General features: G+C 68.5%; 13 protein-coding genes. 8 read left to right on the top strand and 5 right to left on the bottom strand.

Annotated elements, in window-relative coordinates:
- Window positions 1-4: 4 nt before the first annotated feature.
- Entirely contained in the window at window positions 5-1,591 is a 1,587-nt protein-coding gene (locus tag FNH05_RS37765; RefSeq protein WP_186382332.1) for a hypothetical protein, read from the bottom strand.
- A 192-nt stretch (window positions 1,592-1,783) separates the two neighbouring features.
- Between FNH05_RS37765 and FNH05_RS02270 the strand changes: the two genes are divergently transcribed.
- On the top strand, window positions 1,784-2,245 hold the full coding sequence (locus tag FNH05_RS02270) for a hypothetical protein (RefSeq protein ID WP_144585531.1): 462 nt from the start codon (window positions 1,784-1,786) through the stop codon (window positions 2,243-2,245).
- Window positions 2,246-2,318: 73 nt separating this feature from the next.
- Window positions 2,319-2,855, top strand: coding sequence for a DUF3558 family protein (locus tag FNH05_RS02265; protein ID WP_246127455.1), 537 nt, complete (start codon window positions 2,319-2,321; stop codon window positions 2,853-2,855).
- A gap of 97 nt (window positions 2,856-2,952) precedes the next feature.
- On the opposite strand, the gene FNH05_RS02260 is transcribed toward FNH05_RS02265, so the two are convergent.
- Genes FNH05_RS02260 through sdhC form a run of 4 tightly spaced genes read right to left on the bottom strand, consistent with a single transcriptional unit; the run spans window position 2,953 to window position 6,413 of the window.
- Window positions 2,953-3,732: a succinate dehydrogenase iron-sulfur subunit gene (locus tag FNH05_RS02260; RefSeq protein WP_144585527.1), complete on the bottom strand. Its 780-nt coding sequence runs from the start codon at window positions 3,730-3,732 to the stop codon at window positions 2,953-2,955.
- Window positions 3,732-5,519 (bottom strand): succinate dehydrogenase flavoprotein subunit, encoded by a 1,788-nt coding sequence (gene sdhA / locus FNH05_RS02255; protein WP_144585524.1) that lies wholly within the window; start codon window positions 5,517-5,519, stop codon window positions 3,732-3,734. The genes FNH05_RS02260 and sdhA overlap by 1 nt, the downstream gene beginning before the upstream one ends.
- A 22-nt stretch (window positions 5,520-5,541) precedes the next feature.
- Window positions 5,542-5,958, bottom strand: coding sequence for a succinate dehydrogenase hydrophobic membrane anchor subunit (locus FNH05_RS02250; protein ID WP_144585520.1), 417 nt, complete (start codon window positions 5,956-5,958; stop codon window positions 5,542-5,544).
- Window positions 5,955-6,413 (bottom strand): succinate dehydrogenase, cytochrome b556 subunit, encoded by a 459-nt coding sequence (gene sdhC, locus FNH05_RS02245; RefSeq protein WP_144585517.1) that lies wholly within the window; start codon window positions 6,411-6,413, stop codon window positions 5,955-5,957. Before sdhC ends, FNH05_RS02250 begins: the two co-directional genes overlap by 4 nt.
- 386 nt (window positions 6,414-6,799) lie before the next feature.
- On the opposite strand from sdhC, the gene FNH05_RS02240 reads away from it, so the two are divergent.
- The 6 genes from FNH05_RS02240 to FNH05_RS02215 all read left to right on the top strand — a co-directional run bounded on the left by FNH05_RS02240 (window position 6,800) and on the right by FNH05_RS02215 (window position 13,569).
- Complete coding sequence (locus FNH05_RS02240) at window positions 6,800-7,900, top strand: BMP family lipoprotein (protein ID WP_144585587.1); 1,101 nt, start codon at window positions 6,800-6,802, stop codon at window positions 7,898-7,900.
- An 85-nt stretch (window positions 7,901-7,985) separates the two neighbouring features.
- Complete coding sequence (locus FNH05_RS02235; RefSeq protein WP_144585514.1) at window positions 7,986-9,527, top strand: ABC transporter ATP-binding protein; 1,542 nt, start codon at window positions 7,986-7,988, stop codon at window positions 9,525-9,527.
- Window positions 9,524-10,612 (top strand): ABC transporter permease, encoded by a 1,089-nt coding sequence (locus tag FNH05_RS02230; protein WP_144585511.1) that lies wholly within the window; start codon window positions 9,524-9,526, stop codon window positions 10,610-10,612. The genes FNH05_RS02235 and FNH05_RS02230 overlap by 4 nt, the downstream gene beginning before the upstream one ends.
- A gap of 5 nt (window positions 10,613-10,617) precedes the next feature.
- A complete protein-coding gene (locus FNH05_RS02225; protein WP_144585584.1) occupies window positions 10,618-11,886 on the top strand; it encodes an ABC transporter permease in 1,269 nt (422 codons plus the stop codon).
- A 1-nt stretch (window position 11,887) separates the two neighbouring features.
- Window positions 11,888-12,280 carry a cytidine deaminase gene (locus FNH05_RS02220; RefSeq protein WP_144585508.1) on the top strand — a complete coding sequence of 131 codons (393 nt, stop codon included), beginning with the start codon at window positions 11,888-11,890 and terminating at the stop codon, window positions 12,278-12,280.
- A gap of 2 nt (window positions 12,281-12,282) precedes the next feature.
- The gene (locus tag FNH05_RS02215) at window positions 12,283-13,569 is read left to right on the top strand and encodes a thymidine phosphorylase (RefSeq protein WP_144585505.1); all 1,287 of its coding nucleotides are present in this window, start codon (window positions 12,283-12,285) and stop codon (window positions 13,567-13,569) included.
- Window positions 13,570-13,588 lie beyond the last annotated feature (19 nt).

The following is a 13,588-nucleotide window of genomic DNA, read 5'->3' as shown; positions in this document are numbered from 1 at the left end:
GTGGTTATGCGCCGATGACGGGGGGTGCGGTGCGTTCGTTGGTGCCGAAGATGTCGTCGGGGTCGGCTTCGACGAGCCAGGAGGGGCGGGTGTGTTCTTCGTCTTCGGCGCCTTCGCCTTTGGCGCCGTGGCCCATGCCGCCCATGCCCCCACGGGAGGCGCTGGTGGCGCTACGGCCGCTGGCGCTGCCGCCGGCGGCGGTTTCGGCTGCTCCGGCGCCTCCGGCGCGGGCACCGCTTTGCGCCCCGGCGCCCGCCGCGGACCCGCTGCCCGCCGCGCTGCCGCTACCGCTGCCGGGTCCGAACCCGCCACCACCGCTGCCGCGGCCGATCTTGCTGCTGTAGCCCTCACTGTCGGCACCGGGTCCGAACCCGCCGCCCATGGGGCCGATGGGCATGCCACCCAGCCCGGGCAGGCTGTTGGAGTTGGAGTTCGCCCCGGTGGGGGTGTTGGCCGTGGTGGGCGCCTGATAGCCCTGCGCGGAGGTACCACCCGGCCGCGAAGAGCCGCCGCCACCGCCGCCGGTGCGGGCCCCACCGGTCAGTGGGGGTGTGGGGTAGCCGGGCAGGTTCCCGATCGGGGACCCGCCCCCGTTACCACCACCAGGGCCGCCGGAAGGACCACCGTTGTAGCCGCCCCCGCCGCCGCCGGGGATGGTGCCGCCGGTGGGTCCGGTGTAGCCGGAGGCCGCGGTCGCGCCGATAGCGCCGCCGACCACGCTGCCGACGGCGCCGCCGGTGGGTGGGGTGAAGGCGGGCGGCTGGGCGAACACGGGCTGTTTGGAGGCGGCACTGTAGAGCTGCTGGTCGTAGCTGGTCATGACCTGCGCGGCCTGGTCATGGGCCTGCTGGCTCTGCTGCTGCTTGTCCATCGACTTCTGGATGTTGTCCGCCAAATCCAACGGATTCGACGTCGCCCAGCTCTTCATCTCATCCGACCACGAAAACGGCACCGGAGCGGGCATACTCGTCTTCGCCGTCTGCGCCGCCGCCGACTGCTGATACGTCACCTCCGACGCCAACCGCGCATTCTGCGCATTCGCGTCCGCCCACTGGTGGGTGCTGGTGAAGTATCCGCGTGCGGCGTCGGCCGCGTCACCCTCCCACTCGGTCTGCGACTTGTTCACCGCGTCGTTGAACGCGGTCGCGATCCGGTCGAACGACGACGCCAACTCGTGGTAGCCGTTCGACGTCGTGCCGACCTGACCCGCGTCCAGGCCGTTGGTGACGTAGCCCTGCAACTCGGCGTGGTCGACGGCCTTGTAGTTGATGTTCGACGCGGGCAGACCTTCCACGTACTGGGTCTGCCCGGTGGTCGTCTCCGCGATGGTCTGCTGGTTGTACTTGTTGGCCTGAGCCTGCGCTTCGACCCTCGCGATGAGCTGGTCGAGAATGGGCAGCAAACCCGGGTCGGACGCCGTCTTCGCCTGCGCGGCGTCCTGCAGGTAGCTGGCCCGGTCCTCGGGAGACATGGACTCCGTGACATAGCGCTCCCGCTCGGCATCCGGCATCGCCGCGATGTCCTGCGCCGTCTTGTGCCCGTCACCATAGGTCTTCGGCGGCTGCGGAGCAGTCGACCACGGAGAAGTCATCCTCGTCGTCCCCCTACCCGATTCTGGAAGCGCTCTCTACGCCCCCCCCATCGTAGCGACCGTCAAGCGGCCGGGTGACCGTTCTCGACGGATAACACCCCTCCGGCCGGTCGCCAAACACGGCAAACCACGTCCAGCCGCCGTCCCGCCGCTGCTACCTTCGAACCGGACACGACCTCGGGAGGGAGCACCATGGGAGTCAACATCCCCGCCGATGGCGGAGGCCAACTCGGCTCGACCGGCTTCATCGCGGACATCGTCGCCGCCGTGCAAACGGGTGTCAGCGAACAAGCACTTGAACAGGCGAAACAGTCTGCCCAGGGTCTCAAGAACGCGGCCTCGTCCGGCCAACTCCGTATCACCGAGAACGGCTTCGACGCCCTCATGGCCGCGATCAACACCGCGTATACGGAGTTGGCGCAGCTCAGGCTCAACTTGGTCAACCTGACTCAGGCGCCAATGCTTGGCACCGGACCGTACGCGCAGCAAGTATCTACGCACGTACAACAGGGTGCCACCGGCCATTCTCAGTCCGCTGAGATGGTCCTTGTACAGTTCGGCGAGGTTCTCGACCTCACCAGGGAAGCCCTCAACCAAGCCAAGAGGAACTACGAGGACAACGAGCACGGTAACGTGCGATTCCTGAAGTCCTAGTCAGCTGTCGACACGGAGGATCCGGGTGCGCCCAGTAGCCCTCACCGTCATCATCGCTGCCGCTTCCGTGGTGATGACAGCCTGCACGAGCACCCAAACCGGACAGGCGTTACCGAGCAGCAGTCGCCCAACCATCCCAAGTTCGGCGACTTCCTCTACGAACTCTGCCTCAAGCGGACTGACGGGCATCAATGCTTGCACCCTGTTGGCCGACTCCGAGGCAAAGCAGGTAATGGCCGGAACGGCGAGGCATCAGGACCTTGGCCAACAGGGGGGCGCTGGAACAAGTGCCTGCAGTTGGACCACGCCGGCGACGAACGGCTCGGCATCACATACGTTCGGAGTTACCGTGCGCCCTGTGCAGCGTCTGAGCGATATTGTTGTCGAGTCGGGCGCACAGTTGTCGAAAATCACCACGACTGCTGGTCGTGAAGCCGCGGTCGTGAAAAATGCCGGAGGTCCAGGCTCTTGTCTGGCAAGTATCGCGGTTGGCTCCGGACGTGTGGATATCATCGACGTGGTCATGGGTGCGGGTGCCAGCACCGACGGTGCATGCGCAGTGGTCAGCAAGGTCTCCGACTATGTCGAGCCGAGGCTGCCGAAATCGTGAGCGAAGCGCGCAGCTAGTTCCGAACCGACCAACAAATCAACGGCGCCGCAGCCTTCTCGCGAAGGGTGCGGCGCCGTTGTTCGTGGCGTGCGGGCCGTCAGACGCGCTTGAACAGCAGGGCGCGCTTGACTTCCTGGATCGCCTTGGTCACCTGGATGCCGCGGGGGCAGGCGTCGGTGCAGTTGAAGGTGGTGCGGCAGCGCCACACGCCCTCGGAGTCGTTCAGGATGTCCAGCCGCTCTTCGGCGCCCTCGTCACGGGAGTCGAAGATGAACCGGTGCGCGTTCACGATGGCGGCCGGGCCGAAGTACGACCCGTCGTTCCAGTAGACCGGGCACGAGGAGGTGCAGCAGGCGCAGAGGATGCACTTCGTGGTGTCGTCGAAGCGCTCCCGGTCGGCCTGCGACTGGATGCGTTCCCGGGTGGGCTCGTTGCCGTAGGCGATCAGGTACGGCTTCACCGAGCGGTACGCCTCGAAGAAGGGCTCCATGTCGACATAGAGGTCCTTCATCGTCGGCAGGCCCTTGATCGGGGCGACGGTGACGACGGTCTGCTTGCCTTCCTTCGCCAGCAGGTCCTTCACCAGCACCTTGCAGGCCAGCCGGTTGATCCCGTTGATCTGCATGGCGTCGGAACCACAAATGCCGTGCGCGCAGGAACGGCGGAACGACAGGGTGCCGTCCACGTAGTTCTTGATGCTCATCAGCACGTTGAGCACCCGGTCGGTCGGCAGCGCCGGCACGTCGTAGGACTCCCAGTGCGGTTCGGAGTCGAGCTCCGGATTGAACCGCAGGATCTTCATCGTGATGGTGACCGAGCCTTCCGGCGCGGGAACCTTCGACGTGTCGTGGGCCGTGTTCTCAGCAACAGCGGTCATCAGTACTTCCGCTCCATCGGCTCGTACCGGGTGAAGGTCACCGGCTTGTAGTCCAGCCGGATGTCGGCCGTGAACCCGGTGAGACCCAGCGGCGCGTCCGGGTCTTCCTTTTCCGGCAGGATCTTGTACGACATCGAGTGCCGCATGAAGTTGACGTCGTCCCGGTTCGGGTAGTCCTCGCGGGCGTGCCCGCCACGGGACTCCTTGCGGGCCAGCGCGGCGTTGACCAGCGCCTCGGCCAGGTCGAGCAGGAAGCCCAGCTCGATCGCCTCGAGCAGGTCGGTGTTGTACCGCTTGCCCTTGTCCTGGACCGAGATCCGGCCGTAGCGCTCCTTGAGCCGCTGGATGTCGGTCAGCGCCGTCTTCAGCGTGTCCTCGGTGCGGTAGACCGCGGCGTTGGTGTCCATGGTCTGCTGCAGCTCGGTGCGGATGTCCGCGACCCGCTCGCCACCGTGCGCGGTGCGCAGGTGGTCGACCATGCCCTGGACCAGCTTCGCCGGGTTGTCCGGCAGCTCGACGTGGTCGTGGCCCTTGGCGTACTCGGCGGCGGCGATGCCCGCGCGGCGGCCGAACACGTTGATGTCCAGCAGCGAGTTGGTGCCCAGCCGGTTCGCGCCGTGCACCGAGACGCAGGCGACCTCGCCGGCCGCGTACAGGCCGGGGATGATCTTCTCGTTGTTCTGCAGGGCCTCACCGTGCACGTTGGTGGGGATGCCACCCATGGCGTAGTGCGCGGTCGGGTACACCGGCACCGGCTCCTTCACCGGGTCCACACCCAGGTAGGTGCGGGCGAATTCGGTGATGTCCGGCAGCTTGGTCTCCAGCACCTCGGCCCCGAGGTGGGTGCAGTCGAGGAGCACGTAGTCCTTGTGCGGGCCCGCGCCCCGGCCTTCCAGCACCTCGAGCACCATCGACCGGGCCACGATGTCGCGCGGTGCGAGGTCCTTGATGGTGGGGGCGTAGCGCTCCATGAAACGCTCGCCGTCCGCGTTGCGCAGGATCGCGCCTTCACCGCGGGCACCCTCGGTGAGCAGGATGCCCAGCCCGGCCAGACCGGTCGGGTGGAACTGGTAGAACTCGATGTCCTCCAGCGGCAGGCCCTTGCGGTAGTAGATGCCCATGCCGTCGCCGGTGAGGGTGTGCGCGTTCGAGGTGGTCTTGAAGACCTTGCCGAAGCCACCGGTGGCGAACACGATCGACTTCGCCTGGAAAATGTGGATCTCGCCGGTGGCCAGTTCGTACGCGATCGCGCCGGAGGCGACCGGGCCGTCCTCGGTCTCGGTCATCGCGATGTCGAGTACGTAGAACTCGTTGAAGAACTCGATGCCGTGCTTGACGCAGTTCTGGTACAGCGTCTGCAGGATCATGTGACCGGTGCGGTCGGCCGCGTAGCAGGCCCGGCGCACCGCGGCCTTGCCGTGGTCACGCGTGTGGCCGCCGAAGCGCCGCTGGTCGATCTTGCCTTCGGGCGTCCGGTTGAACGGCAGGCCCATCTTCTCCAGGTCGAGCACCGCGTCGATGGCTTCCTTCGCCATGATCTCGGCCGCGTCCTGGTCGGTCAGGTAGTCGCCGCCCTTGACCGTGTCGAAGGTGTGCCACTCCCAGTTGTCTTCTTCGACGTTGGCGAGCGCGGCACACATGCCGCCCTGGGCGGCGCCGGTGTGCGAGCGGGTCGGGTAGAGCTTGGTGAGCACCGCGGTGCGGGCCTGCTGCCCTGCCTCGATGGCGGCGCGCATACCCGCGCCGCCCGCGCCGACGATCACCACGTCGTACTTGTGGAACTGCATATCCGTTTCCTTGGTGGTGGGGTCAGCTGTGGATGTTCGGGTCGAAGGTGAAGATCACCAGCGTGCCGACGAACAGGATGATCGCCATCGCCACGTAGAGCAGGATCTTCAGCCAGAAGCGCGTGCTGTCCTTGCGGGCGTAGTCGTCGATGACGGTGCGGAGGCCGTTGCCACCGTGGATCTCGGCGAGCCACAGCATCGCCAGGTCCCAGAACTGCCAGAACGGGGAGGCCCACCGGCCGGCCACGAAGCCGAAGTTGATCCGGTGCACACCGCCGTCGAGGATGTTCATGATCAGCAGGTGGCCGAGCACGAGGATGATCAGCGCGAGGCCGGAGATCCGCATGAACAGCCAGCTGTAGAGCTCGGCGTTGCTCCGCCGGGCCGCCGGGCGGCGGGGCGAGCGGGGCTTGTCGAGCGTCAGGGATGGGGTGCTCACGACGCGCTTCCTCCGAACAAGATCGATGCCGTACGCCACAGCATGGCGATCGCCCCGGGCACCATCACGACTACCCAGATGACGGCGATCGTCCACAGCATCGGCCGCTGGTACTGCGGACCCTTCGACCAGAAGTCGATGAGCATGACCCGGATGCCGTTCAGGGCGTGGTACAGCACGGCGCCGACCAGCCCCACCTCCAGCAGGTTGACGATCGGGGTCTTGTATGTCTCGATGACCGAGTTGTAGGTCTCGGGCGAGACCCGGACCAGTGCGGTGTCGAGCACGTGGACGAACAGGAAGAAGAAGGTGAGTACCCCGGTGATGCGGTGCAGGACCCAGGACCACATGCCGGGGTCGCCCCGGTAGAAGGTCCCCTTCCGGCGTGAGGCACCCGCCCGATCGCTCGCCTCCGCCGCCGGGCTTTCAGCGGCGGGGGTAGCCGTGGTGGACATCGGTGAACGGCCTCCAACGTCGTGGTTGGACTTTGCCCGTGAAATCAGCGTCAACGAGCTTGGATACTTCGGATGCTAAACCCGCTGCCGGTAACCCACTCACCCTCGGGTTGTCCTGTGTGATCGACCAGACACCCACCCTGTGCGCGTCGTCACCCGATCGTGTGTCGATCACGTGACGTAGCGGAACGATAGCGCTCCCGGAGTCCAACTAAACATTTAGGTTACGGGCCGTTGCTCCTTCGTGGTGAGTAGTTCACCGACCGGTACGGTTCGCCAGTCGAGCCCGGCAGTTGTGCCGGGCCGTTCTCGGGTCCGCTGGAACACAGCGGGGAGGGAGAGAGAGCGTGCGTAGAACGCGTGCCGCGGCACTGACCGCCACCGCCATGGTCGGTGTCCTCGCGCTGGCCGGTTGTGCCAAGGACTCCGGCGGCAGCGGGGGAAGCAGCAACAACGCCGCCGCGGGCTCCTGTGTGACGGCGACAGCGCCGTCCGCCGGCGCGGCCGCCGCGTCGTCGAGTGCCGCGAGCGGGAAGGTCGACGGCAGCAGCATGCGCGTCGGGCTGGCCTTCGACATCGGCGGCCGGGGCGACGCCTCGTTCAACGACGCGGCCGCTGCCGGGGTCGACAAGGCCAAGACGGACCTGGGCGTCAAGGACGTGCGCGAGAGCACCGCCGGCGCCAACGAGGACGAGGCCGCCAAGGAACAGCGCCTCACCCAGCTCGCCAGCGCCGGCTACAACCCGGTCGTCGCGGTCGGCTTCGCCTACGCGGACGCGGTCAAGGCGGTCTCGGCGAAGTTCGCGGGCACCAAGTTCGCCATCATCGACGACGACTCGATCACCGCGCCGAACGTGACCCCGCTGGTCTTCTCCGAGGAGCAGGGCTCGTTCCTGGCCGGCGTCGCCGCGGTCTACAAGAGCAAGAACTGCCACGTCGGCTTCGTCGGCGGCGTGAACACCCCGCTGATCCAGAAGTTCCAGGCCGGCTACGAGCAGGGCGCGAAGGCGGCTTCTTCCAAGGTGGTCATCGAAAAGGACTACCTCACCCCCGCGGGTGACTTCACCGGCTTCCAGGACCCGGCCAAGGGCAACGTGGTGGCCGCGGCCGAGATCAGCAAGGGCGCCGACGTCGTCTACCAGGCCGCCGGTGCTTCCGGCAAGGGCGTGTTCGAGGCCGCCAAGTCGGCGGGCGTGCTGGCCATCGGCGTGGACTCCGACCAGTACAACCAGAAGACGGTGGAGACCACCAGGGACGTGATCATCACGTCCATGCTCAAGCGGGTCGACGTCGCGGTGTACGACTACCTCACCGCGGTCGCCACGAACACGCTGAGCTCCCTGCCGAAGCGGTTCGACCTGAAGGTCGACGGCGTCGGGTACGCCACCTCCGGCGGCAAGATCAACGACATCGTGCCGGTCCTCGACGGCTACAAGCAGGAGATCATCTCCGGCAAGATCACGGTGTCCACCACCCCCAGCAACTGACGCACCAAGGCGTAGTGGGCCCGGGAAGGCGACCCCTTCCCGGGCCCTTGCCGGTAGTGCCCCCTCACACCTTTCGGGGAGCTTCATGAGCGATCGAGAACCGGTTGTCGAGCTGTCCGGGATCACCAAGCGGTTCCCGGGCGTGGTCGCCAACTCCGATGTGAACCTCACGGTCCGCGCCGGCGAGGTCCACGCGGTCTGCGGCGAGAACGGGGCAGGCAAGTCGACCCTGATGAAGATCCTCTACGGGATGCAGCAGCCCGACGAGGGCACCATCACCGTCAACGGCGCCGTGGTGCGCCTGCGCAATCCCCAGGACGCGATCAAGGCGGGCATCGGCATGGTGCACCAGCACTTCATGCTCGCCGACAACCTGACCGTGCGGGAGAACGTGCTGCTCGGCGCGGAGGGCCTGCACGGGATCGGGCGCCGGGCGCGTGCCCGGATGGCGGAGCTGGCCGGGCGGACCGGGCTGACCGCCCCGCTCGACGCGCTGGTGGAAAGCCTCGGTGTGGCCGACCGGCAGCGCGTGGAGATCCTCAAGGTGCTCTACCGCGGCGCCCGGATCATCATCCTCGACGAGCCGACCGCGGTGCTGGTGCCCCAGGAGGTCGAGGCGTTGTTCGACACCGTCCGCGAGATGACCGCCGAAGGCTTCACCTTCCTCTTCATCTCCCACAAGCTCGACGAGGTGCGCGAGATCGCGGACACGGTGACCGTGCTGCGCCGCGGCACCACGGTCGGCACCGCCGACCCGAAGAAGATCAGCTCGCGGGAGCTGGCCGAACTGATGGTCGGCTCCGAGCTGCCCAGCCCCGAAACGCGCGAGTCCACCGTGACCACCCGGGACGTGCTGCGGGTCACCGGCCTCCGTCTGCTGGCCGAGGACGGGCAGCGTGCCGCCCTGGACGACGTGTCGTTCACCGTGCACGCGGGCGAGGTGCTCGGCATCGCCGGGGTCGAGGGCAACGGGCAGACCGAGCTGGTCGAGACGATCATGGGCATGCGCCGCGTCTCGGCAGGCACGGTCCAACTCGTCGGCGCCGACGGCGAGGCGCGCGATCTGACCAGGCTCGGCACGCTCGCCCGCCGTGAGGCCGGGATCGGCTACATCGCCGAGGACCGCACCCGGCACAGCCTGCTGCTCACCGAACCCCTGTGGGTCAACCGGATCCTCGGCTACCAGTCGCGCCCGCCGGTCTCGCGGGGCCAGTTGCTCGACATCGCGGGCGCCCGTGCGGACACCGAGCGGATCGTGCGCGAGTACGACGTGCGCACCCCCGGGATCGACGTGCCCGCCGCCGCCCTGTCCGGCGGTAACCAGCAGAAGCTCGTGGTGGGCCGCGAACTGTCCGGCGATCCGGTGCTGCTGATCGCCTCCCATCCGACGCGCGGGGTGGATGTCGGCGCGCAGGCACTGATCTGGGAGCAGATCCGGCGAGCCCGCCGGGACGGGCTCGCGGTGCTGCTGATCTCGGCCGATCTCGACGAGCTGATCGGGCTGTCGGACACCATCCAGGTCATGCTGCGAGGCAGACTCGTCAGCCAGGCCGATCCGGCCACCGTGACGCCCCAGGAACTGGGTTCCGCCATGACCGGGGCCCTTGAAGAAGGGACTGCGGCGTGACTTCCTGGCGTACCAAGGTTCTTCCGCCGCTGCTGGCGATCGTCTTCTCCCTGCTGATCTGCTCGGTCGCGCTGCTGATCTCGGGTGCCGACCCGCTGCAGGCGTACGGCACGATGATCAGGCAGCTGTTCCGCGGCACCACCGCGGTGGACACGCTGAACCTCGCGTCCGTGTATTACCTGTCCGGGCTCGCGGTGGCCATCGGCTTCCAGATGAACCTGTTCAACATCGGGGTCGAGGGGCAGTACCGGTTCGCGGCGGTGATCGCCGCCATCGCGGGCGGGGCGCTGCACCTGCCGCCGGTGGTGCACACCTTCGTGATCATCCTGGTGGCGGCCCTCGCGGGCGCGGCCTACGCCGCGCTGCCCGCGGTCCTCAAGGTGACCCGGGGGGTCAGCGAGGTCATTTCCACGATCATGCTGAACTCGATCGTCGGCGGGATCGTGGCCTTCCTGATCAACCCGAAGCAGTTCGGCGTGTTGACCGGCAACAACCTGCGCACCCGGCCGATCGATGCCTCGGGCAGCGTGCCCGGTATCCCGATCGGCGGCGCCACGCTGTTCGGTTTCGTGGTGATCGCCGCCGCCATCGGCCTGGCCTACTGGTTCATGCTCAACCGGACCCGGTTCGGTTTCGAGCTCAAGGCCAGTGGCGAGTCGGCCACGGCCGCCGCCGCGGGCGGGGTCAACGCGAAGCGGATGACCCTGGTCGCGATGCTGCTCTCCGGTGCGGTGGCCGGGCTGATCGCACTGCCGGAACTGCTCGGCCGCGACTTCAGCTACGCCATCACCTCCACGCAGGGCTACGGCTTCACCGGCATCGCGGTCGCGCTGCTCGGCCGCAACCACCCCGGTGGCATCGCATTGGGCGCCCTGCTCTGGGCGTTCCTGGACAAGTCCGCGGTCTCGCTGGAAACGGTCGACGTGCCCAAGGAGATCGCCACGATCATGCAGGGTGCCATCGTGCTGTCCGTGGTCGTGGCCTACGAGGTGGTGAAGCGGGCCGACCTGGCCCGCGCCCAGCACCGGGTCGGCCGGGCGCTCGCCGCCCGTCCGGCGAGCGTCAGCGAAGGGGGCACGTTGTGAGTGCGGTGACCGATCGGAATCCGTCCGCCGCCCCGGCGACGGTCCCCACGGCCCAGCGCAAACGGCGCGTGCCGGGCTGGGCCAGGGGAGTGCTGTGGGCGATCGGCGCGGTGGCCGTGCTGTCCACCGCGTCGTACCTCACCGGGGTCAACACGCTGACCTCGACGAACACCGCGCAGACCGCGTTGCGCCTCGCGCTGCCGATCCTGCTGGCCGGGCTCGGCGGCCTGTGGTCCGAACGCGCCGGGGTGGTGAACATCGGGCTCGAGGGCATGATGATCCTCGGGACCTGGGGTGCCGCCTGGGGTGCCTTCCACGGTGGCGTGTGGGCCGGGCTGGGCGCGGCGATCCTGTTCGGCGCGCTGGGCGGCCTGCTGCACGCGATCGCCACGGTGACCTTCAACGTCAACCACATCGTCTCCGGTGTCGCGATCAACCTGCTCGGCCTCGGGGTGGCGAAGTACCTGTCGACCCTGATCTTCGAACCGCTGTCGGGCAATCCGCGGCAGTCGCCGCCGGTGCCGACCTTCGACACCTACTCGGCGACCTTCCTGTCGGACTGGCTGGGCAGGCTGGAAGCGCAGCAGCGGGTGGGCATCTCGGACGCGGCCGGGCTGATCGACGGACTGGTCAGCAAGGTTTCGCCGCTGGCACTGATCGCGATCCTGCTGGTGCCGGTGAGCTATCTCGTGCTGTGGAAGACGCGTTTCGGGTTGCGACTGCGTTCGTGCGGGGAGAACCCCGTGGCCGCGGAGTCCCTCGGCGTGAACGTGTACCGCTACAAGTACTTCGGCGTGCTGATCTCGGGCGGGCTGGCCGGGATGGGCGGCGCGTCGCTGGTGCTGCTCGCGGGCGGCGGCGGGTACCTGGAGAACCAGACCAACGGCCGCGGGTACATCGGCCTCGCGGCGATGATCTTCGGGAACTGGCGGCCGGGCGGCCTGCTCGGTGGCGCGGCGCTGTTCGGCTACGCGGACGGGCTGCGCCTGTCCGGTGGCGGCAAGGCCGTGCTGGCGCTGCTGTACGGCGCGGTGCTGCTGCTCGCGGTGATCGTGATCGTGCAGCTGATCCGGCGCCAGTGGGTCGCCGCGGCGCTCGGCCTCGCCGGGGCGGCCGTGCTGTACTGGATCTACTGGGCGAACGACGACCTGCCGAGCGACCTGATCCCGTACACCGCGCACTTCGTGACCCTGATCGTGCTGGCGGTGGCTTCGCAGCGGCTTCGCCCGCCGAAGGCCGACGGCGCGCCCTACCACCGCGGGGAAGGGGACTGAAGTGTCCACAGTGGATTGGGATGGGCTGCGGGAACAGGCCGTCCAGGCGGCCCGGAACGCGTACGCGCCCTACTCGGGACTGCTGGTCGGGGTGGCCGGTCTGGTCGACGACGGCCGGGTTGTGCTGGGCTGCAACGTCGAAAACGCTTCCTACGGCCTCGCCCTGTGCGCCGAATGCACCATGGCGGGGCAGTTGCGGCTCACCGGCGGCGGCCGGCTGGTCGCGGTGGCCTGCCGCTCGGGCGACGGTGAACTCCTGATGCCGTGCGGCCGTTGCCGTCAGATTCTCTACGAGCTCGGTGGCCCCGCCTGCGAGGTGGACACGCCCGCGGGCATCCGCCCGATGTCGGCGGTGCTGCCCGACGCTTTCGGCCCCGCGGATCTACCGTCGTGAGCATGGAGAAGTTCGCGGCCGTGGACGTGATCCGGGCCAAACGAGACGGCGGGCGCCTGTCGGGCGAGCAGATCGCCTGGGTCGTCGACGCCTACACGCGCGGGGCAGTGGCCGAGGAGCAGATGTCGGCGCTGGCGATGGCCGTGTTCCTGCGCGGTATGGACGCGGGCGAAATCGCGGCCTGGACCGGTGCGATGATCGACTCGGGGGAGCGGCTCGCCCTCGACGTCGGCAGGCCGACCGTGGACAAGCACTCGACCGGAGGGGTCGGCGACAAGATCACGCTGCCGCTGGCCCCGCTGGTCGCGGCCTGCGGGGCGGCCGTGCCGCAGCTGTCCGGGCGCGGGCTCGGACACACCGGCGGCACCCTGGACAAGCTGGAGTCCATCCCCGGCTGGCGGGCCGCGCTGTCCGCCGAGGAGATCGTCCGCCAGTTGCGTGAGGTCGGCGCGGTGGTGTGTGCCGCCACCGAGGGGCTCGCCCCGGCCGACCGGAAGCTGTACGCGCTGCGGGACGTCACGGGAACCGTCGAGTCGATCCCGCTCATCGCGAGTTCGATCATGAGCAAGAAGATCGCCGAAGGCTCGTCCGCGCTCGTCCTGGACGTCAAGGCGGGCTCCGGCGCGTTCATGAAGACCGAGGCGCAGGCCAGGGAGCTGGCCAGGACACTGGTCGAGATCGGCACCGCGCACGGGGTGGCCACCACCGCGCTGCTGACCGGAATGGACGTTCCACTCGGCAGTGCGGTGGGCAACGCGGTGGAGGTCGCCGAAGCCGTCGAGGTACTGCGGGGCGGCGGCCCGGCGGACGTCGTCGAACTGACCGTGGCGCTGGCGAAGGAGATGCTGGCCCTGGCCGGCCTGCCGGAAGCCGATCCCGCTCGGGTGCTGGCCTCGGGGGAGGCCTACGAGACCTGGTGCCGCATGATCCGGGCCCAGGACGGCGACCCCGAAGCCCCGCTGCCGAAGCCACGGCACGTCCACGTGGTGACGGCGGAGCGGGACGGGTACCTGTCCGTGCTGGACGCCTACGCCGTCGGGATCGCGGCGTGGCGACTCGGCGCGGGCCGGGCGCGGCGGGAGGAGGCCGTGCAGCACGCCGCGGGCATCCTGTGCCTGGCGAAGCCGGGGGAAGCGGTTTCGGCGGGACAGCCGTTGCTGGAACTGCACACCGACACCCCCGAGGCCGTCCCCGGCGCACTGGAAGCGCTCTCCGGGCAGGTGTGCATCGCCGACACCCCCGTCACCCCGGCACCCCTCATCCTGGACACCCTGCGTGCCCGGCCGTAGGGGGCCCTCAGCTTGGCGT

The organism is Amycolatopsis rhizosphaerae, assembly GCF_007713715.1.
Lineage (GTDB): Bacteria > Actinomycetota > Actinomycetes > Mycobacteriales > Pseudonocardiaceae > Amycolatopsis_E > Amycolatopsis_E rhizosphaerae.
The sequence above is the reverse complement of the archived record's forward strand: the minus strand, read 5'-3'. Positions and strand labels throughout refer to the sequence as shown.

Excerpts from the sequence above, each read along its gene's own strand:
- FNH05_RS02235 (WP_144585514.1), top strand. The coding sequence starts at position 7,986 with ATGAGCGATCGAGAACCGGTTGTCGAGCTGTCCGGGATCACCAAGCGG.
- FNH05_RS02215 (WP_144585505.1), top strand. The coding sequence starts at position 12,283 with ATGGAGAAGTTCGCGGCCGTGGACGTGATCCGGGCCAAACGAGACGGC.
- sdhA (WP_144585524.1), bottom strand. The coding sequence starts at position 5,519 with ATGCAGTTCCACAAGTACGACGTGGTGATCGTCGGCGCGGGCGGCGCG.
- FNH05_RS02270 (WP_144585531.1), top strand. The coding sequence starts at position 1,784 with ATGGGAGTCAACATCCCCGCCGATGGCGGAGGCCAACTCGGCTCGACC.
- sdhC (WP_144585517.1), bottom strand. The coding sequence starts at position 6,413 with ATGTCCACCACGGCTACCCCCGCCGCTGAAAGCCCGGCGGCGGAGGCG.
- FNH05_RS02260 (WP_144585527.1), bottom strand. The coding sequence starts at position 3,732 with ATGACCGCTGTTGCTGAGAACACGGCCCACGACACGTCGAAGGTTCCC.
- FNH05_RS02240 (WP_144585587.1), top strand. The coding sequence starts at position 6,800 with ATGGTCGGTGTCCTCGCGCTGGCCGGTTGTGCCAAGGACTCCGGCGGC.
- FNH05_RS37765 (WP_186382332.1), bottom strand. The coding sequence starts at position 1,591 with ATGACTTCTCCGTGGTCGACTGCTCCGCAGCCGCCGAAGACCTATGGT.
- FNH05_RS02265 (WP_246127455.1), top strand. The coding sequence starts at position 2,319 with ATGACAGCCTGCACGAGCACCCAAACCGGACAGGCGTTACCGAGCAGC.